This window comes from Streptococcus gordonii (genome assembly GCF_001553855.1).
Taxonomy (GTDB): Bacteria; Bacillota; Bacilli; order Lactobacillales; family Streptococcaceae; genus Streptococcus; species Streptococcus gordonii.
The window spans coordinates 72,581-91,907 of the sequence record NZ_LQWV01000002.1 but is presented as its reverse complement, the minus strand read 5'-3'; the positions used below and the strand labels follow the sequence as shown (position 1 = coordinate 91,907).

General features: G+C 40.2%; 22 protein-coding genes and 1 pseudogene. 2 read left to right on the top strand and 21 right to left on the bottom strand.

Annotation, left to right across the window (positions count from 1 at the left end; all coding sequences use genetic code 11):
* Nucleotides 1–102 precede the first annotated feature (102 nt).
* The 14 genes from phoU to AWH02_RS01645 all read right to left on the bottom strand — a co-directional run bounded on the left by phoU (nt 103) and on the right by AWH02_RS01645 (nt 11,922).
* A complete protein-coding gene (phoU, locus tag AWH02_RS01710) occupies nt 103–756 on the bottom strand; it encodes a phosphate signaling complex protein PhoU (protein WP_060553648.1) in 654 nt (217 codons plus the stop codon).
* 21 nt (nt 757–777) lie between these two features.
* Nucleotides 778–1,536 (bottom strand): phosphate ABC transporter ATP-binding protein PstB, encoded by a 759-nt coding sequence (gene pstB / locus AWH02_RS01705; protein WP_012000471.1) that lies wholly within the window; start codon nt 1,534–1,536, stop codon nt 778–780.
* Nucleotides 1,537–1,586: 50 nt separating this feature from the next.
* Entirely contained in the window at nt 1,587–2,390 is an 804-nt protein-coding gene (gene pstB / locus AWH02_RS01700) for a phosphate ABC transporter ATP-binding protein PstB (RefSeq protein ID WP_060553649.1), read from the bottom strand.
* 10 nt (nt 2,391–2,400) lie between these two features.
* Complete coding sequence (gene pstA / locus AWH02_RS01695; protein WP_008808748.1) at nt 2,401–3,285, bottom strand: phosphate ABC transporter permease PstA; 885 nt, start codon at nt 3,283–3,285, stop codon at nt 2,401–2,403.
* Complete coding sequence (gene pstC / locus AWH02_RS01690) at nt 3,275–4,192, bottom strand: phosphate ABC transporter permease subunit PstC (protein WP_045502786.1); 918 nt, start codon at nt 4,190–4,192, stop codon at nt 3,275–3,277. The genes pstA and pstC overlap by 11 nt, the downstream gene beginning before the upstream one ends.
* A complete protein-coding gene (locus AWH02_RS01685; protein ID WP_012000468.1) occupies nt 4,189–5,070 on the bottom strand; it encodes a phosphate ABC transporter substrate-binding protein PstS family protein in 882 nt (293 codons plus the stop codon). The genes pstC and AWH02_RS01685 overlap by 4 nt, the downstream gene beginning before the upstream one ends.
* 96 nt (nt 5,071–5,166) lie before the next feature.
* Nucleotides 5,167–6,471 (bottom strand): RsmF rRNA methyltransferase first C-terminal domain-containing protein, encoded by a 1,305-nt coding sequence (locus AWH02_RS01680; protein ID WP_060553650.1) that lies wholly within the window; start codon nt 6,469–6,471, stop codon nt 5,167–5,169.
* Entirely contained in the window at nt 6,472–7,245 is a 774-nt protein-coding gene (locus AWH02_RS01675) for an inositol monophosphatase family protein (protein WP_060553651.1), read from the bottom strand.
* A complete protein-coding gene (locus AWH02_RS01670) occupies nt 7,235–7,513 on the bottom strand; it encodes a UPF0223 family protein (protein WP_045773960.1) in 279 nt (92 codons plus the stop codon). The genes AWH02_RS01675 and AWH02_RS01670 overlap by 11 nt, the downstream gene beginning before the upstream one ends.
* Nucleotides 7,514–7,516: 3 nt before the next feature.
* Nucleotides 7,517–7,918 (bottom strand): Spx/MgsR family RNA polymerase-binding regulatory protein, encoded by a 402-nt coding sequence (locus AWH02_RS01665; RefSeq protein ID WP_012000464.1) that lies wholly within the window; start codon nt 7,916–7,918, stop codon nt 7,517–7,519.
* An 89-nt stretch (nt 7,919–8,007) separates the two neighbouring features.
* On the bottom strand, nt 8,008–8,925 hold the full coding sequence (locus AWH02_RS01660; protein ID WP_060553652.1) for a bifunctional riboflavin kinase/FAD synthetase: 918 nt from the start codon (nt 8,923–8,925) through the stop codon (nt 8,008–8,010).
* 22 nt (nt 8,926–8,947) lie between these two features.
* A complete protein-coding gene (truB, locus tag AWH02_RS01655) occupies nt 8,948–9,826 on the bottom strand; it encodes a tRNA pseudouridine(55) synthase TruB (protein ID WP_060553653.1) in 879 nt (292 codons plus the stop codon).
* 3 nt (nt 9,827–9,829) lie between these two features.
* The gene (locus AWH02_RS01650) at nt 9,830–10,636 is read right to left on the bottom strand and encodes an alpha/beta fold hydrolase (RefSeq protein WP_060553654.1); all 807 of its coding nucleotides are present in this window, start codon (nt 10,634–10,636) and stop codon (nt 9,830–9,832) included.
* An 11-nt stretch (nt 10,637–10,647) separates the two neighbouring features.
* On the bottom strand, nt 10,648–11,922 hold the full coding sequence (locus tag AWH02_RS01645) for a DUF2130 domain-containing protein (protein ID WP_060553655.1): 1,275 nt from the start codon (nt 11,920–11,922) through the stop codon (nt 10,648–10,650).
* A gap of 160 nt (nt 11,923–12,082) precedes the next feature.
* On the opposite strand from AWH02_RS01645, the gene AWH02_RS01640 reads away from it, so the two are divergent.
* Together AWH02_RS01640 and AWH02_RS01635 are read left to right on the top strand one after the other, a co-directional pair.
* A complete protein-coding gene (locus AWH02_RS01640) occupies nt 12,083–12,610 on the top strand; it encodes a hypothetical protein (protein ID WP_045634891.1) in 528 nt (175 codons plus the stop codon).
* Nucleotides 12,611–12,648: 38 nt separating this feature from the next.
* The gene (locus AWH02_RS01635) at nt 12,649–13,161 is read left to right on the top strand and encodes a transcription repressor NadR (protein WP_045634892.1); all 513 of its coding nucleotides are present in this window, start codon (nt 12,649–12,651) and stop codon (nt 13,159–13,161) included.
* Nucleotides 13,162–13,202: 41 nt separating this feature from the next.
* Here AWH02_RS01635 and AWH02_RS01630 read toward each other — a convergent pair whose 3' ends face one another.
* The 7 genes and pseudogenes from AWH02_RS01630 to AWH02_RS01600 form a co-directional block, all read right to left on the bottom strand.
* On the bottom strand, nt 13,203–13,670 hold the full coding sequence (locus tag AWH02_RS01630; protein ID WP_060553656.1) for an 8-oxo-dGTP diphosphatase: 468 nt from the start codon (nt 13,668–13,670) through the stop codon (nt 13,203–13,205).
* A 23-nt stretch (nt 13,671–13,693) separates the two neighbouring features.
* Entirely contained in the window at nt 13,694–14,137 is a 444-nt protein-coding gene (locus tag AWH02_RS01625) for a hypothetical protein (RefSeq protein WP_060553657.1), read from the bottom strand.
* Nucleotides 14,100–14,657 (bottom strand): annotated as a pseudogene (locus AWH02_RS01620) (hypothetical protein). The gene AWH02_RS01625 and the pseudogene AWH02_RS01620 overlap by 38 nt, the downstream one beginning before the upstream one ends.
* The gene (locus tag AWH02_RS01615) at nt 14,647–15,192 is read right to left on the bottom strand and encodes a DUF1697 domain-containing protein (RefSeq protein ID WP_060553658.1); all 546 of its coding nucleotides are present in this window, start codon (nt 15,190–15,192) and stop codon (nt 14,647–14,649) included. The pseudogene AWH02_RS01620 and the gene AWH02_RS01615 overlap by 11 nt, the downstream one beginning before the upstream one ends.
* Nucleotides 15,193–15,314: 122 nt before the next feature.
* Nucleotides 15,315–16,091 (bottom strand): hypothetical protein, encoded by a 777-nt coding sequence (locus AWH02_RS01610; RefSeq protein ID WP_060553659.1) that lies wholly within the window; start codon nt 16,089–16,091, stop codon nt 15,315–15,317.
* 108 nt (nt 16,092–16,199) lie between these two features.
* Nucleotides 16,200–18,188, bottom strand: coding sequence for an excinuclease ABC subunit UvrB (uvrB, locus tag AWH02_RS01605; RefSeq protein WP_002904675.1), 1,989 nt, complete (start codon nt 18,186–18,188; stop codon nt 16,200–16,202).
* Between the two features lie 161 nt (nt 18,189–18,349).
* On the bottom strand, nt 18,350–19,306 hold the full coding sequence (locus AWH02_RS01600; RefSeq protein ID WP_060553780.1) for a CPBP family intramembrane glutamic endopeptidase: 957 nt from the start codon (nt 19,304–19,306) through the stop codon (nt 18,350–18,352).
* Between the last annotated feature and the right edge of the window lie 21 nt (nt 19,307–19,327).

Below are 19,327 nucleotides of genomic sequence, written 5' to 3'. Positions count from 1 at the left end.
TACTAGTGTATCATAGTCAAGCTTAAGTTCCAATGAAAAACAGACCCCTTACATAGCCCCATATATAAAAAAGATGCGACATGAATCGCATCTTTTATAACATTACATTTCAACAATTTTACCTGTCTCGAAGTAGACAACCCATTCGCAAATGTTCTTTGCGTAGTCGCCAATACGTTCCAAATAATTGATTACTTGGAAATAATCACGACCAGTTACGATTGATTCAGGATTCTTGCGAATTTCTTCTGTAGCTAACTCCTGAATACTTTCAAAATAATGATTAATTTTTTCGTCCATTGCCGCTACTTCATATGCTTGATCTACACTTCCATTAAGGTAAAGATCCAAGGCTGATTCAACAAAGTTTTTCACATCACGACCCATCTTTTTAATTTCTTCTTCAACAGATTGGATGCGAACTTCACCTTTCATTCGAATAGTTGCCTGCGCAATAGAAACCGCGTGGTCACCCATTCTTTCTAAATCAGAACTTGCTTTCAAGACAGTAATAACCGTCCGTAAGTCTTGGGAAACTGGTTGCTGCAAAGCAATAATCTCCAAGGATTTCTTCTCCAATTTCACTTCGTATTCATTTACTTCTGCGTCTTCTTCAATGACCTCTTTCGCCATTTCACGATCATGCGTTACAAAGGCACGAACTGTCCGATTGATTTGCGAAAGCACTTCATTTCCCATTGCATAGAATTGGTTATGCAACTTCTCTAAATCTTCTTCAAATTGTACTCGAAGCATACCTGTCTTTATCCTTTCTTCTTATCCAAATTTACCAGTAATATAATCTTCTGTCTCTTTATGAGCAGGTTCTAGGAACATTTGCTTGGTCGAATTAAACTCTATCAAATCTCCACCTAGGAAAAAGGCTGTTTTGTCTGAAATCCGTGAAGCCTGTTGCATAGATCTTGTAACCAAGAGCATGGTATACTGATCTTTCAAACCGTAGAGGGTTTCTTCAATTTTCCCTGCTGAAATGGGGTCTAAGGCCGAAGTTGGCTCATCCAGAAGAATGATTTTAGGGCTTGTAGCAAGTACACGAGCTACGCAGACACGTTGCTGCTGTCCACCAGAGAGTCCGATAGCCGAATCATGGAGACGATCCTTCACTTCATCCCAGATAGAAGCGCCTTTTAAAGAGCTCTCAACAGCTTCATCCAAGATATGCTTATCTTTAACCCCATTAATTCTCAGTCCATAGACCACATTCTCATAGATAGTCATTGGGAAAGGATTTGGTTGCTGAAAGACCATACCGATTTCTTTTCGCAGCTCTACAGTATCAGTCCTAGGCCCATAAATGTTGTGTTCATTATAGAGAACCGTTCCTGTAGTCGTCACCTCTGGATTAAGATCACCCATACGATTAATAGCTTTTAAGAGAGTTGATTTCCCAGAACCAGATGGTCCAATCAAAGCCGTAATTTCATTGGGCAAAAAATCTAGAGTGACACTATTCAGAGCCTTCTTTTTATTGTAATAAACCGACAAGTCCTTGACTTGTAAAATAGGTTCTGTCATTTTTTCTATCCTTAATTTTTATACACTGTTATGATCAACATGGAATTCCCTTATCCAAAATGACCAGACACATAATCATTTGTTGATTGCAATTTAGCATTCTGGAAGATATTGGTCGTCTTGTCATATTCAATCAGATCTCCCAAATAGAAAAATCCAGTATAGTCACTTGCGCGTGCCGCCTGCTGCATATTGTGGGTCACAATGATGATGGTATAGTTATTTTTGAGTTCAAACATAGTTTCTTCCAGCTGCATGGTCGCGATAGGATCCAAGGCTGAAGCAGGCTCATCCATCAGTAAGATATCAGGCTTGACAGAGATAGCTCGAGCAATACACAAGCGCTGTTGTTGACCACCTGAGAGTGTCAGAGCCGACTTGTGTAAATCGTCCTTGACCTGATCCCAAAGGGCAGCCTGCTTGAGTGAAGTTTCTACAATCTCGTCCAAGATTTTCTTGTCCTTAACCCCTGCCCGCTCGTGAGCAAAGGTAATGTTCCGATAAATGGACTTAGCAAAAGGATTGGGTCTTTGAAAGACCATACCAATGTGCTTCCGCATTTCATAAACATTGATTTCGGGACGGTTGACATCGATTCCTTCATAGAGAATTTCTCCTGTCACACTTGCAATATCGATGGTGTCGTTCATTCGATTAAGGCTGCGTAGATAGGTTGATTTTCCGGAACCAGATGGACCGATTAAAGCGGTAATTTTATTTTTTTCAAACTGCATATCAATGCCCTTGATGGATTCTTTTTTACCATAGTAAACGTGTAAATCCTTGGTTTCTAAGGCTACTTTTTCTTGAGGAAAAGTAATGATATGTTTTTCATTCCAATTGTATTCTGTCATTTCTTCTCCTTTATGCAGAGGTTAGTTTCTTATGTAAGTAGCTACCGAGCTTGCGAGCACCAAAGTTGAAAATCAATATGAAAATCAAAAGGACAGCAGCTGATCCAGCAGATACAGCTGTTGCATCAGGAATAGTCCCCTCACTGTTGACTTTCCAGATATGAACCGCAAGAGTCTCTGCCTGACGGAAAATAGAGATTGGACTAGTGATACTGAAGATGTTCCAGTTGGACCAATCCAAAGCTGGAGCAGACTGACCAGCAGTGTAGATCAAGGCCGCTGCTTCACCAAAGATACGCCCTGAAGCCAGGACAATCCCTGTCACTATTCCAGGAAGAGCTTCTGGAATAACTACATGAATCACTGTCTCCCAGCGAGAAATCCCTAAAGCTAGCCCTGCTTCCCTCTGTGTATGGTGAACATGGCGCAAGCTATCTTCAACATTACGCGTCATCTGTGGTAAGTTGAACACGGTCAAAGCCAGGGCACCAGAAATGATTGAAAATCCATATTCAAACTGTACAACGAAGATTAAATAACCAAAAAGCCCGACAACGACAGATGGCAAAGAAGACAAAATCTCAATACAGGTTCTGATGAAGTTTGTCACAGGACCTTTTTTAGCATACTCAGAAAGATACACACCGGCCCCCATAGAAAGAGGAACAGAGATAATCAGAGTAATCACCAAAAGAAAGAAGGAATTGTATAACTGAATCCCAATACCACCACCAGCTTGATAAGAAGATGATTTGCCAGTCAAGAAAGACCATGAGATATGTGGCAATCCTCTTACCAAGATATAAAGAATCAAGGAGGCAAGAATGGTCACAATGATGCCTGCTATGGTATAGAGAATGCTCGTTGCTAATTTATCTAATTTCTTAGCGTGCATAGTTTTTCTTACCCCTTTCTTTCGTAATCAATTTAATCACACTGTTGAAAGCCAAGCTCATAATCAAGAGAACTAAAGCCAATGACCAAAGAACATTATTATCAACTGTACCCATTACGGTATTTCCGATTCCCATGGTCAAGACAGATGTCAGAGTTGCTGCTGGTGTTGTTAAAGAAGTTGGAACTACAGCAGAGTTTCCTACAACCATTTGAATAGCAAGTGCTTCACCAAATGCGCGCGCCATCCCAAAGACTACAGCTGTAAAAATACCTGGACGTGCTGCTTTCAAGGTTACTCGCCAAATGGTTTGCCAGCGGGTAGCACCCATGGCCAAACTAGCTTCACGATAGTGACGCGGTACAGCACGTAAGCTGTCTGTTGTCATAAAGGTAACGGTCGGCAGAATCATAACGAATAAAACGAAGATACCTGACAAGATACCAAAACCAGTTCCACCAAAAATAGAACGAACAAAGGGTACAACTACTTGCAAACCAATAAATCCATAGACAACAGAAGGAATACCAACTAAAAGTTCAATAGCAGGTTGTAATATTTTAGCTCCTTTTGGAGATACCTCAGTCATGAAGACTGCCGCTCCAATTGCAAAAGGCGTTGCAATCACAGCGGACAGGATGGTCACGATGAAAGATCCCAAAATCATTGGTAAGGCACCAAATTCCTTGCCAGAAGGATTCCATGTTGAGCCAAAGAGGAACTCAAAAACATTTACTCCGTTGACAAAGAAAGTAGAAAGACCTTTTTGAGCAACGAAGATCAAGATCATGGCAACGATAATGACAATCAAAGATAAACAAGCAAAAGTCAGATACTTACCAAACTTCTCTAAGCGAGAATTTTTAGAAGATGATAGCAATTTCTTAGCTAGTTCTTCACGTTTCATTTCTTATCTCCTTCTATCTTTGTGACATTTCCGTCAGCATCCTTACTAACTTTCATATCATTGATGGAAATATAGCCCATTCCCTTAACAACGCCTTCTTGGACTTCATCAGACAGCATATAATCCAGGAATTCTTTTGCTAGGCCTTTCGGCTTACCAAGTGTATACATATGCTCATAAGACCAAAGAGGCCAAGCATTTGTGGCTACATTTTTTGTAGTCGGTTTATTTCCATTCAAACTAATCGTTTTTACTGAATTATCCAAATAAGCAAAAGCTAGATAAGAAATTGCCCCTGGTGTTTGGGAAACAATAGACTTAACCATCCCATTTGAATCTTGCTCTTGACTTTGAACAGCTGAAGTACCATCCATAATTACACTATCAAAGGTTGCGCGTGAGCCTGAGCTGGCTGCCCGGTTGATAATGGAAATTTCTAAATCCTTTCCACCAACTTGCTTCCAGTTAGTGTATTCACCTGAAAAGATTTTTTTCAGTTGCTCTGTCGTAAGGTTATCAACGCTAACTTCTTTGTTGACAATTACGGCTAGCCCAGCGACAGCAACTTTATGATCAACAAGAGCTGAAGCATCAATTCCCTCTTTTTCTTCAGCAAAAACGTCAGAATTTCCGATTTCAACCGCCCCAGATTGAACCTGGGACAAGCCAGTACCAGAACCACCGCCCTGTACATTGACTGTCTTTCCGAGATTGTTGGAGCTAAATTCATCAGCTGCAGCCTCAACCAAGGGCTGTAATGCAGTTGAACCTACGGCTGTCATGGATTCTCCACGATCAATCCAAGAAGCACAGGCTGATAAAGTAAAACTACTAAAAATGGTTATCAGCCCTAAAGCTATTTTCTTACTCGTTCTCAAATTATATCTCCTTTTAGTTTGGACAGAAAAGCCTGCAATTCCGCATTTGCTCCTCATTTCCAACTATATCATATATATAGATTTTTGAAAAGATTTTTACCTAAAGCGAAGACCTTTAGGAAAATAGTTTTTTAATGTTTGATTAGCTAATTTTGCAAAACCTAATCCATTTCCATGAATAAGCAATTGATACCAACCATTAGGAAGAGATTCCTTAATTTGAAGAGTTTCTCCACCTACATAGACTTCAAAGTCTTGCTGACTTAATTCTAGTTTATTCTTGACTTCACTAGGTTGCAAGGCTAAACCTAAAGCAAAGCTTGGTTCAAAGCGCTTCTTCTTAAAAGTACCTAAATGAAGGCCGTTACGAGCTATTTTTATTTTTGACAAATCAGGAAGACCAAGTGGCAATAGATAAAGTTGATCGCCAAAAGTTTGTAAATCACCTTTAATCTCTACTTTTAAATGTTCATTTTGGAAAGTCTGCCAAAGGCTTCTCTGGTCAGCAGTTAAATTTGATCGAGCAGACTTCAACTTTGGCAATTTGTGTTCGCCAACAAACCGAAACTTAGCGACAAATTGCCCTTCCCCTTTGAAACGATGGGGATACATCCGAGCTGTTTCTGGATAGTCTATTCCAGGAGTCATCCCATTAATCTTTGGAAGGTCAACCAATTCCAAAGGGAATTCATTTAGTATCCAAGCTACGATTTCTTCATTTTCTTCTGGAGCCCAAGTACAAGTTGAATAAACTAGCTCTCCTCCATTCGCCAACATCTTAACTGCATCTTCTAAGATTTCTCTTTGTAGAGCAGCGCATTGAGCTGGATAGTCAAGTGACCAATAGTCCATGGCATCAGGTTGCTTGCGAAACATTCCCTCCCCAGAACATGGTGCATCTAAAACAATTAAGTCAAAAAATGATGAAAATACTTTTGCCAAGCGCTCCGCTGATTCATTGGTGACAAGGACATTTCTCGCACCAAATCGTTCGATATTTTCTACTAAAATCTTAGAGCGTTTATTGTTGATTTCATTTGAAACCAATAGGCCTGTATTATTTAGATAGGATAGCAAATGAGTGGATTTCCCACCTGGTGCTGCAGCTAGATCTAGAACCCTCATGCCCTCATGAGGATGAGCAACTTGAGCAACCATTTGAGCCGCAGGCTCTTGCGAATAAACTAGGCCTGTTACGTGTTCAGATGATTTTCCTGATACCTTACCATAATACCCCCACTTGGTTCCAGGAATAGGATTAGAAAATGTAATTTGCCCTTCTTTCAAAGGATTAGTCCGAAAAGCTGAAATAGGCTCTTGATTAAAAGTTGAGAAAAAAGAAGCGGCTTCTTTCCCTAAAAGTCGCTGGTATTTTTCTTCAAAACCTGTCGGAAACCGCATTTAATTCTCTCCTCTGCGATAGATATATTCTTGTAGTTCAGATATTTTTTCTTTAGGAAGCATCATAATCCCTTGTCTCGTCTTATAATCGGGTTTAGCTCCATCAAGAGTCATCACTTGATAGCCTAGTTTTTCCCCTAAAATTGACGCTGCAGCATAGTCCCAAGGATATAGATAGGTGATATAGGTTAGCAAACGCCCCTGTAGAATACGGCTGAAGCTAATAGCCGCACTTCCATAGGCACGCGCTCCAAGACAGTCCTTTGTAAGATCTGCAACTCCCCAGTCATTTCTTTCTAGCATTCCAGCATTAGAAGCAATCAAGAAACGTTTTAAAGGACGATTTCGAAAAGGTTTCAGGACTTTGTCATTACATTTGACATCAAACTGCCCACCACCGTGATACATTTCATCTCTCATAACGTCATAGATAATCCCAAATTGTCCAATACCGTTCTCATAGTATGCAACCATCACTGCAAAGTCATAGCCCTGTGCCACGAAATTAGCCGTGCCATCAATCGGATCAATCACCCAGACTGAGCCAACTTCTATATCTTCCTTGAGTTGACCTTCTTCAGCGAAAATAGCATCATTAGGGTAATGCTTCAAGATTTCAGATACCAATAAAGCCTGAACATTTTTATCCATCTGAGTTACTAAGTCAGTTGCACAAGTTTTTTCTTCGACTTCCAAGCCTTCTTCCATATGTTCCAATATATAGGCACCAGCTTTATAAACCAAATCTTTTGCAAAATCAAATTTATTTTCCAAGAGAAATCATTCCTTTCTCTGTATTCTTAGCAGCTTGAACTGCACGATAAAGAGAATAGCCACTAACTGCTTCAAACTCACGGCCAATTCTTTTCTCTTCAGCCTTGCTGGGAACAACTTCCTTAAAGACAGCATAAGAGCCTAGTAACTGCTGAGCAGAGACTTTTGACTCATAGGCCTTTTCAACATCATTCAAAAAAGAAAGCACTGAAGCAAGCTCTTCAGTGCTCCACGATAGATCTAGTGGGTAACTATAGTTCTTATTCATATCTTATTCAATTTCAGCTCGTAAAGTAGCTTCTCTAAGTTCCTGTTGACGATAACTGCGAGGTAAAAATGCTCGAATTTCATCTTCGTTAAAACCAATCTGCATCCGTTTGGCATCCAAAATAATTGGACGACGCAACAAAGAAGGGTTTTCCTCAATCAATTTTATTAATTCTGATATAGATAAACTCTCAACATCCAAGTTTAACTTTTGAAAAATTTTTGATCGAGTTGAGATAATATCGTCCGTTCCATTTTCTGTCAGTGATAGGATGTGTTGTAACTCCTGAGCTGATAGAGGACTGGTCATGATATTATGTTCCACGAAAGGAACTTCATGGTTTAACAGCCAAGCACGCGCCTTACGGCAAGACGTACAACTCGGTGATAAAAATAATGTAATCATGCGCTTCTCTTCTTATTTCTTAATAACTTCCTCTATGATACTAAAAATATAAGCGCTTGACTAGACCTTTTTATATCCAGATACTTCTTTTATGCTTTCCAAGCACGTGCAATGACTTCATCTGATTTTAACTGATTGAGTAAACTTTCAATTCCATCAAACTTCACCATATCCCGAATTTTATCAAGCCAGTATATTTTAATCGTATCACCATAAATATCTTTTGAAAAATCAAAAATGTTTGCTTCAAAACGAAGTTCATCGCCTTCAAAAGTGACATTCTTTCCAACGCTAGCCATACCTTTGTAACGTTCACCATTATGTTCAACTTCGACGACATAAACACCGTCTCCCGGCAAAAAGACTCGATCAAGTGGTGCTAAATTAGCTGTTGGATAACCAATGGTTCGACCACGAGCATTTCCATGGACTACAATTCCCCTAGTTGATAATGGGTAGCCTAGTAATTTTGAAGCGTCAGCAACACGACCTTCTTTAATGGCTTGACGTATCCTAGTAGAAGAGATTTTCTCATCATCTTCATTTACCGATGAAACGATAACAATTTGGCCATCAAAAAACTGACTAAGCTCCTTAGCTTCTTTTTTATCTGATCCAAAATGATAGTCAAAACCAGCTACAACTGCTCTAGCTTTCAGTCTCTTAACGTACTTTTCAAAAAAATCTTTTGCTTTATTTCCTGCAAAACAGCTGGTAAAGTCAATCAAATAAAGGTAGTCAACTCCTTGTGCTTCAAGCAGTTGCTCTCTTTCTTCAGGACTATTGAGATGAAGTAACAAATCAGGTTGATAGCGAACAAAGGCTAGCTTAGGCGATTCAGGAAAAGTAAGCACAGCAACCTTCAATTTTTTTTCTGCTGCAATCTGACGTGCCTCAGCAAAAAGGGCTTGGTGACCCCTATGTAGACCATCAAAATAACCTAAAACTAAGACAGTATCCTGAGTTTGTTGGATATCTTTTTCATTTGAAATGTGGATTGTTTTCATTCTTATATTCTATCATAAATTATCAGAGAAAGACCTTGCGAGGCTTGAACTGGTCTTTTCTTTTTTCTAAAATAGCTACCAGCTTTTCTCCATAAAAACCAGCTAGCTCAGCTTCATTTGACACTAAGCTGATAAAACGACCATTTCTCACATCTTCAACCTGCTCGTCTGATAGCTCGACTTTCAGTAAATCCCCGATCCCCAGTTCTAGCGGCTGGAGAAAAGAATAATCTTCTTCTGCTACTCGCTCTGCTATTTGTTCCAAGGTCAAAGCATCCTCAAGTCGCATACCTGCAGCACTAGTCCGTGACAAATGTGACATATGAGCCGCATAACCCAGCTTCTCTCCCAAGTCAACTGACAAGGTACGGATATAAGTCCCTTTACTGCATTTTACACGAAAAGTAAAACGTGCAAGTTCGCCCTCATAAGAAATCGGACTTGTCCGCTCAAATTGATAAATAGTTACCTGGCGTTCTGGACGTTTCACTTCCTGACCAGCACGCGCATACTCATAGAGCTTGCGACCATTGACCTTGACAGCCGAATACATAGGCGGAATCTGTGTGATAGGCCCAGTCAGACTAGCAATCGCTTCATCGACAATGGTTTCATCCAAGGGCGATAAAACTGGGGTCTCTGCGACCACTTCCCCACCGGCATCCTCTGTCGTCGTTGAATAGCCCAGAGTAATCTCCCCCTCATAGACCTTGCCCTCATCCTGCATAAACTCAACCATGCGTGTCGCCTTGCCAACTGCAATGGGCAAAACTCCCACCACATCCGGATCCAAGGTCCCACCGTGACCGATTTTCTTGGTTCCCAAAATCTTACGCAGTTTAAAAACCGCATCATGAGAGGTCATTCCTGCTTCTTTTTTTAAGTTGATAATACCGTTCATTGATTAACTTTCTAAAAATACTAAAACTCTCTTTTGGAAATTCTTATGCTGTTCATAGAGTGCATGGCCACACTCTGGCAAAATAGTGAGCTGGCTACCTTTAACATGCTGATGCAATTCGAGCGAAGCTTCTACACCTAGAACATCATCTTCTTCTGCTCCAATGATTAGCGTAGGACAGTTGATTTTTTCCAAAACAGTTAGGCTATCATGTTTCAAACAAGATACAGCCTGAATAGCAATACGTTGTTTATCTTTAATACGACCAAAGATTCCCATTATTCGATAAAGGAATTTAAACTTTCCAAAGGATTTAGTTGTGTAAGAGTGACTAGCAATATCAAACATTAGTTCTTTATAAGTCCCTGTTTGACTCAGGTTCAGCCAGCGAGTAATCCGCTCCCTACCAAGATTGTTCAGTTTCGCAGTAGTAACTGTCAAAATCAATCTGTCAACTTTTTCTGGAAAATCTACAGCTATCCATTGAGCAATCATACCGCCTTGGGAAATCCCCATAACAGCAGAACTTTTTAGTCCTAAGGCATCCATTGCATCCGCTACATCAGCTGCCATATTTCGTGTTGTATAATTTTCTGGCAACTTATTGATGCGACTAAAAACATAAACTTTATAAACTTTGGCAAATTCTCGGTAAGTTAAAGCTAACATCAGAGCCATGCCTTTAACCGTCTGTAATCCATCCCCCAACCCTGGTATGATAACGAGAGACTTCTTTCCCGTACCAAAAGTCAGATAATCCATATTTTTCTGATCCAGCTGAAGGACCTTATTTTTCGAAGAGAAAAACATTGTTTGCTTTCTCACTCTCCCTTCAATGCTTCAAACTTCGCTTTCATGGTTGGATTTTTTCTGGTCAACTTTTTAACTGAGACATCGTCTAATTTGTTGTTGGCAAGGCGAAGTTGATTTTCAGATGTGGTTAGGAACTTTTTGACCTCTTCCATACGCTTAATAGCCTTATCGATTTCATCTATTGCTTTACCAAAGTTGGTCGAAGCTGAGTTGTAGTTCTTGGCAAAGGCCACTTTGAAGGCATCCAAGTCTTCTTCAAAATGCGTAATATCGATATTCTGCTCTCGAACCAAGGCCAATTCTTGTTTGTATTTGAGAGAATTAAGAGCCGCATTTCGCAAAAGCCCAATCAACTGAATAAAGAATTGGGGACGAACCACATACATCTTTTCATACTCGTGGCTGACGTCAACAATCCCTGTGTTAAAGTAGTCGTTATCGGCCTCAAGCATGGTCACCAAAACAGCATATTCACAGTTTTTCTCGCGACGGTCCTTGTCTAATTCTTTGTAGAAATCTACATTCTTATGCTTCTTCTCAGTCCCGTCCGCTTCATTTTTCATCTCAAACATAATGGAAATGATTTCAATGCCATTTTCATCGCATTCACGGAAGATAAAATCTCCCTTAGAGCCTCGCGCAGAGACCTTGTTATCCTTCTCAAAGTAGGCATTTGGAAAGGCAAAACTACGAACCTTGTTAAACTCACTCTCTGCATACTGTTCCAAACTTTCCCCGATAGCTTTTGTAGATTGTTGGGCTTTGAAATTCTTATAAAATTCGACTTGTTCACTAGCTGCTTTGAGCTGGGCTTCGTAATTCTGCTTAATAGAAGCCAATGACAATTCATTTTCTTTCTCTTGCAAGAGAAGCTGATTTTTGACCTGGTCTCGTTCTTTTTCTAGGTCAGAGAGGGTCTTTTGCAGTTGATTTTCATGCTCCAATCGCAAGGTAGCCAGTTGGTTTTCCAAGACCTGTACTTCCTTGTCTTTAGCCAATAAAGCCTGATGGCTTGTCTGCTCTATTTCTTTCCTAGCGAGTTCTTTTTCTGTATCAAAGTTTTGGATTTGGCTCTGTAGCTGCGCGATTTCTTGGTCTTTTTGAGCTAGTTTAGTCTGTTGCTCATTCATGGCCTTTTGCTCAGCCAAAGCCAGTTCCTGCCTCATGCGATCGTGCAATTCCTTATCGAACTCAGCTGTCCTCACTTGGGACAAGAGTTCAGCATACTGACTCTCATTTACTGTAAAGACTTCGCCACAGTTGGGGCATTTTATTTCGTTCATGGATTATCCTCTTTCATGAAATTTCTTCATTATATTATACCATTCCTTGTTATAAATGAAAAACACGGGCTAATGATCTAAGACTTACTTCGAATTCCTCTTGACTTACTTGACAAAACAGTGTACTATACTACTGTATATACACCAAAAGGAGGTTGTAATGAAAATTAAATCTAAAAATCAATTTTTAACCATGACCGCTTTGCTCACTGCCTTAGCAATTGCCATTCCTATGGTTATGCCCTTGAAAATTGTCATCCCCCCTGCTTCTTATACGTTGGGGAGCCACGTCGCCATCTTTCTGGCTATGTTTATCTCGCCTCTAATGACTGTGATTGTCATTTTAGGATCTACTTATGGTTTTTTGATAGCTGGTTATCCATTTGTAATTGTCCTACGTGCTTTCTCTCATATTGTATTCGGTACCCTTGGGGCTATCTACTTGAAGAAAGCTCCCGAAACCTTAAATAATCCAATTAAGAAGTGGATTTTCAATATTGTAATGGCCATTATCCACGCATTAGGGGAAGTGGTGGTCTGCGTTATTTTTTACAGCTCCACTGCTTATCCAAGTGGTAATCTTTTCTATTTATTGTTTATCTTGGTTGGCTTTGGTACTATTATTCACAGTATCGTAGACTTTTTGATTTCTGATTTTATTTTCCAAGCTTTGAAAAAAATTAGATAAGCCTTGCAACTTATTCCTATTTGTCTTAAAATGAAGCTATGACAAAGCAAAGAAAAGAAAAATTATTAGAACTTTTAAAACAATCTAGTGTTGCTATCAATGGTCAAGCTTTGGCTGAGCATTTCCATGTTACCAGGCAGATTATTGTGCAAGATATTGCCTTACTTAGAGCCGATGGCGCTTCTATTCTCTCAACCAATCGTGGTTATCTATACAAAGGAGCTGATGACACCCCTACTTTTCATCGGCTATTCAAGATCAAACATGGCATAGATGACATTGAGGCTGAGCTGTTAGCCATTGTTGATAATGGTGGTCGTGTCCAGAATATTCTGATTGAGCATCCAGTTTATGGTGAAATACAGACTTACCTGAAGCTGACCTGTCGTCGCGATGTCCAACATTTTCTCCAACAGGTCAAAGAATCTCAATTCCGTCCTTTATCTGAGCTGACAGATGGAGTTCACTATCACCTGATTCAAGCTGACTCTCAGCAGGATCTGGATTATGTGGAGTCTGCTTTGAGGGATTTAGATTTTTTGTTGGAGTAAACAAGAAAAAGACTGATTAGGGTCTAACCTAGTCAGTCTTTTTAGTACATACTTTTATGCCAACCACCTTCTATCCGCTCGTGATAGTAATATTCCGACAACTCCTCATCTTCCATCATACGCAGGAGTTCCAGCATATCGTAGGCCAAGTCTAGCTTTGGCAGTGCATCCTTGTCTACCCAAGAAATCTCGCCCTCTTCTGTCGAATGAATCTGACCAGAGAATTCGGTCGCTTTGTAGCAAAAAACGATATAGCGAATCCCATCATCCGTATGCCAGTTCTTTACCCCGACCAATTTTGGATGGTGAATGGTCAAACCTGTTTCCTCTAAAATCTCACGAACAACTGCATCATGGAGAGACTCCCCCTTCTCGATATGGCCACCCGGAAAGGCATAGCCAGACCAATGATTACGCTCAGGAGAGCGGTATTGCATAACCACACGTTCGTTCTCGAGATCTTCTATAAGGCAAATATTAGTTAAAATCGTTTCTTGGGCACGTGACATGGATTCACTCACTTTCTAAGTTATTAAAACATATCTTCGTTATATTTTACTTCTGACTTCATGATAAAGGGATTGATCAATTCATGATGTTCATAGGTACTATGGACCACAAAACCTCTAACAATGATGATTTCTTTATCTTGTATATGATAGTCTATATTGATGGGAATGGCTGGATTCGGGATGATTGACAAAACAAAGAACGCTGCAAACCAAAGATAAAGTGCCACCAATGCACTGAATAATTGAAAAATAAGGTGATACCATTGAAGATCTCTTGTTCTAAAAAAGACTATCCAAGGATGGATGAAAAGGGTTAAACAAAGAATGAAAAACCAACTATTCCACAAAACCGGCGTAAAGGATAGCCCAAAAGCTAACAAAATCAAATGAAGAATGACAAAGGTTAGCAAGGCCAGATAGAGTGTTTTAAATGAAAACAATTTTATTAAATTTTCTTTGGTCATGTTTTTTCCCTCTTTTTTTCATTATATTTTAAAATCAATATCGTTAACGCTGAAATGAAGAAAAAGATTAGATAGGTAGCAATAGGAAACCAGACATAGCGAGAATCCAAAGTGATTAAAGGTGGTAAAAACCCTTTTTCGTGTTTCAATCTAATCCCTACAAAACAATGAAAAAGAAAAATTAGGCCATTTATATAGACAAAAAATTCGGAAACGTCTTTCAGCGAGTTAAGCTCCTCTCCTCTCAGGCTTCCAAACCAAGAATAGAATGGGAAAGTAATCAAAAGAAACAAATTTAGATACAAGGGGCTAATATAACTAAACTCACGAAGCGGAGCAGGGATACTCTCATTACCAAATGTTAAATATCCCACGCCAAGACCAACCATTATAAAGAATATATAACCTAAAAGAGCTTCTACTATCCAATGCTTTTCCAACCAAAGGATAAACTTGTTCACCTGAACTTTTTCTTTTCTTTTGTTTTGTTTTTATTTTTCTTTTTGGTTTTACTTCTCATTCACCAACTCCACAATCTTCTGGAAAGTCTTGCCGTTTCGGATGGTCAGTTGCTTGTAGAAACTAGACTTGAGCAGTTTCTTATGGTAGTTTGACTTGAGATAGTCCACTTGGTCAGCATTGCTATAAAAGAAAGCCGTCTGCCCAAAATGCAGTTGCTCCTTGTCATTTGCCCAGCCGCCTGCTAGCTCTTGAACCTTCTCTCTATCTGTCTCCGGCAAATAAAAGAGAACATCTCGCCGAAAGGCTGTTTCATCCTGCCACCAAGTAGGGAGATTAGTTATTTCTTTTTGAAGCATAGCAGAGCTGACAAGGACAAAAGGCAGAGGAAAATCGTAAGACTGAGTGAAATAAGCCGACAAAATCTCCCGAATCCTCCCCTCCCGTTCCTCGCTGTCAAAGAAAAGATTGCCACTATTGATGTAGGAAACTGGATTTTCAAAACCCAACCCAGCTAAATCCTTCTTCAAATCAGCCATAACGACCTTGTTTTTCCCGCCGACATTAATGCCGCGGAGTAAAAGTGCATAACGCATGTGTGCTCCTTGTTTATTTCTAAGTAGATATTCAAACTTTATTCGAATTGTCAATTTTTTTAGGAATGAATCTTTTTTATATTATTTTTAGTTTTATGCAAAAAATTATATCTATATCTAAACTATTCTGCCTGAAAACCATTGCTATCTAATTTCCCATTTTCTCCCCAAACAACTACATGAACATTTTTAGGTAAGCTAGCAAAATCAACATAGTCAGTTAGAGTCGCATTATCAGGAATTCGACCTTCCAGATTGAGATACAAATTCAATTGAGCCCCATACTTTTCTGATAATTGGATCATATCCTTTCTCAATTTCTTTATGTCCTCTGCCGATGCTTCATACTTCTCTGTCTTAGGATTATACTTTAGTTTCTTTTTTATTTGAACCAAATCTCGATAAAATTCCTTTTTGGCGTCTGTTACATCATAATCTAAATCTGTTCTCAGCTCCTTAAATTTCACTGGCTTTAGAACAGACTCTTTATCAAAATATAAGGTATTCAACATAGGATGGGAATTTGTATCTAAGACATAAGAAAAGATAAGATTTGTTAGTATCGAAGATGGTTTATCATCACTATTAGCATAATAGGAATAAGTCCTATCTTCTAACTTATCAGTTAAAATTTTGTCTGCACCTTCTGTCAATTGAACTTTTACATAATATTGATAAGTAACATGACTAACCCAAGTTGGAATCTCTATTTTCTTAACCTTCAATCCTAAATCATCTTCAAAAGCTGTATTCACAACATATTCAATATGCTGCTTCTCCTCTTTCGTAACAAGTTTTGTCGGCATAAATGCCCAAATTAATTGAACTATAGGTATCATGCCTATCACAAAAATGGAAATAAAGAAAATAAGTATTAGTTTAATTAGATCCTTTTTCACTTCAATTCCCCCACTTAAACTTCTCTAACTTATTTTTTTACATAGTGACTCATTGACTAGAGATGTAATTAAGAACTTAGTTGGCAACTTTGGCACTAACTATATTTTTTAATCCATCGCTTTAATTTCCAGAATCATATCGCGAATTTGTGCGGCTAGTTCGAAGTCGAGAAGTCCTGCAGCTTCTTGCATCTGTCCTTCTAGTTTCTTGATCATGTCCTTGCGTTCTTGCTTGTTGAGGCTTTCAATTTCGACGGTTTCTTCCTTGTCTGGCAGGGCAGCCTTGGTCACACTGATTAGGTCGCGGATTTCTTTCTTGATTGTCTGAGGTACAATGCCGTGCTCTTCGTTATATGCCATCTGGATCGCCCGACGGCGGGCAGTTTCATCAATAGCACGTTGCATAGACTGAGTCATGGTGTCCGCATACATGATGACATGCCCTTCGCTGTTACGTGCAGCACGTCCAATGGTCTGAATCAGACCACGCTCATTTCGGAGGAAACCTTCTTTGTCCGCATCAAGAATTGCCACCAGACTAACCTCAGGAACGTCAATTCCCTCACGCAGTAGGTTAATCCCAACCAGAACGTCAAAGACACCCAAGCGCAGGTCTCGAATAATCTCGGTCCGCTCCAAGGTCTTGATATCCGAGTGCATGTACTTGACCTTGACACCCATTTCCTTGAAGTAGTCGGTCAAGTCTTCAGCCATTTTCTTTGTCAGGGTTGTGATAAAGGTCCGCTCATTCTTTTCAACACGGGCATTAATTTCACCTAAGAGATCATCAATCTGTCCCATAGTTGGACGGACTTCCACCTCTGGATCCAGAAGCCCTGTCGGCCGGATAATCTGCTCAATAACAGTATCCGTCTGTTCATTTTCATAGTCGCCTGGCGTAGCCGATACATAGACAATCTGGTGAACATGGCTCTCAAACTCCTCCCGGCGCAGCGGACGGTTGTCCAAGGCAGACGGCAGACGGAAACCATAATTAACCAGCATCTCCTTACGAGAGCGGTCGCCATTGTACATACCCCGAATCTGTCCCATAGTCATGTGACTCTCGTCAATCATAATCAAGAAATCATCAGGGAAAAAGTCCAGAAGAGTATAAGGCGGCTCTCCTTCGCTTCGACCATCCATGTGGCGAGAATAGTTCTCAACGCCGTTTGTATAGCCCATCTCGCGCAGCATTTCGATATCATACTCCGTACGCTGCTTCAAGCGCTGGGCTTCCAGAAGCTTGCCTTCCTTCTCAAAGATAGCAAGCTGCTCCTCAAGCTCGGCCTGAATCTTAGCAATAGCTACTTCCATGTGGTCTTCATTGGTCACGAAATGAGTGGCTGGGAAGATGGCCAAATGGTCCACCTCACCCAAGACTCGACCTGTCAAGGCTTCAACCTCACGAATTCGGTCAATCTCATCTCCGAAAAACTCTACCCGAAAGGCATGCTCATCCCGTGAAGCTGGGAAAATCTCTACCACATCACCACGAACCCGAAATTTCCCCCGCTGAAAGTCAATGTCATTGCGCTCAAACTGGATATCAACCAAATCATTAAGCAGCTTGTCACGGGAAATCTCTAATCCAGGACGCAGGCTAACCACACTATCAGAGTATTCCTTAGGCGATCCCAGACCATAGATACAAGAGACCGAAGCCACGACAATCACATCATTGCGCTCCAAGAGGGCCGATGTCGCTGAGTGACGGAGCTTGTCAATCTCGTCATTGACCGAGCTATCCTTTTCGATATAAGTATCGCTGGAAGGCACATAAGCTTCAGGCTGGTAGTAATCATAGTAGGAAACGAAGTATTCCACCGCGTTATTGGGGAAGAACTCCTTGAACTCACCATACAGCTGGCCGGCCAGCGTTTTATTATGGGCGATAACCAGAGTCGGCTTGTTGACCTGAGCGATAACCTGACTCATGGTATAGGTCTTACCAGTACCAGTCGCCCCCATGAGAATCTGAGCTTTCTCGCCACCCTCAATATTATCCACCAGTTGCTCGATAGCCTGGGGCTGATCTCCTGAAGGCTCATACTTAGAAACCAATTCAAATTTATTATCTGTTATTCTGTTAATCATCTTTTATTCCTCAAATTGTGCTTCTATCATTTTACCATATTTGCCCTATTTTCTCTGGATTTGGGTGTAGGTAGAATGTCCATGCTTCTACCATCGTCTGTCTCTTGTCATACCTCTATTTAAAAGACATAAAAAAGGCCCAGCTCAACTGGGCGAAATGGTTATTTCTTAAAGATCAGCGCTTGAGGCAGGCGATTTTCTTTCTTGAGTGACCAGTAAAGATAGACAATGCAACCAATCAGGACGATACTTGCAAAAATAGATCCTTTAGCACCAAAAGCTCCGCCGGATAGCAAATCCACAGAAGATTTTGAGCTATAGTTCAAGATTGAGGTAGATACTACTTGACCACTGACCTGAATACCATAGATATTTCCTTGCACAAAATTCCAAGCGCCGTGCAAGCCAGCCAGCACCCACATATTGTCATACTTGATCATGAGGAAACAAGCAAAGACGCCATAAAGCACGATATTGATAATCGGAAGGATGGTCACACCAGAGTTAAAGAGAGGCAGAGCCGCAAATAGAGCACTGGAAATCAAGATACCAATGAAGATATTTGACTTAGCGCTAACCATAGGAAAGAGCCATCCACGCGTCACTAGCTCTTCTGGCCAACCTTGGAGAATCCAGAAAGGAATGATAGCTACAACAAAACTCAAAGACTGCAAATTAATCTGACCAAATTTTAAGCTACCTGTCCCCGTTACCAAAAGCAAGGCCACAACCATTGAAAACTGAACTGCTCCAATAAGGAAGCCTTTGAGGAGATTTTTGAACCAGTCTTGTTTATAAAATCCCAGACTAGAAAAAGGACGCTTCTCAAGATACCGAACCCAGAGGAAAACAACAAGACCGGTAAAGAAAAAAACAAAAAGTTCAAAAGATAGACTAAACTGATTCCAAAAAACCAAAAAGTTACTATTAGATGATCCCTCAACAGTAGGATTTGAAGTACTAGTCAACATATACATAAGAATTCCAATCGGAAACATAGAAAATGCTCCGAGATATTGTCCTCCATAAACAAAACCAATAGCAATCAAGATAGCCAACCAAATGGGCGGAATAAAATAAGATTGCTTGATAGCATCTAACATACGAGATTTAAACATATACATGTTCCTTTCCTTATT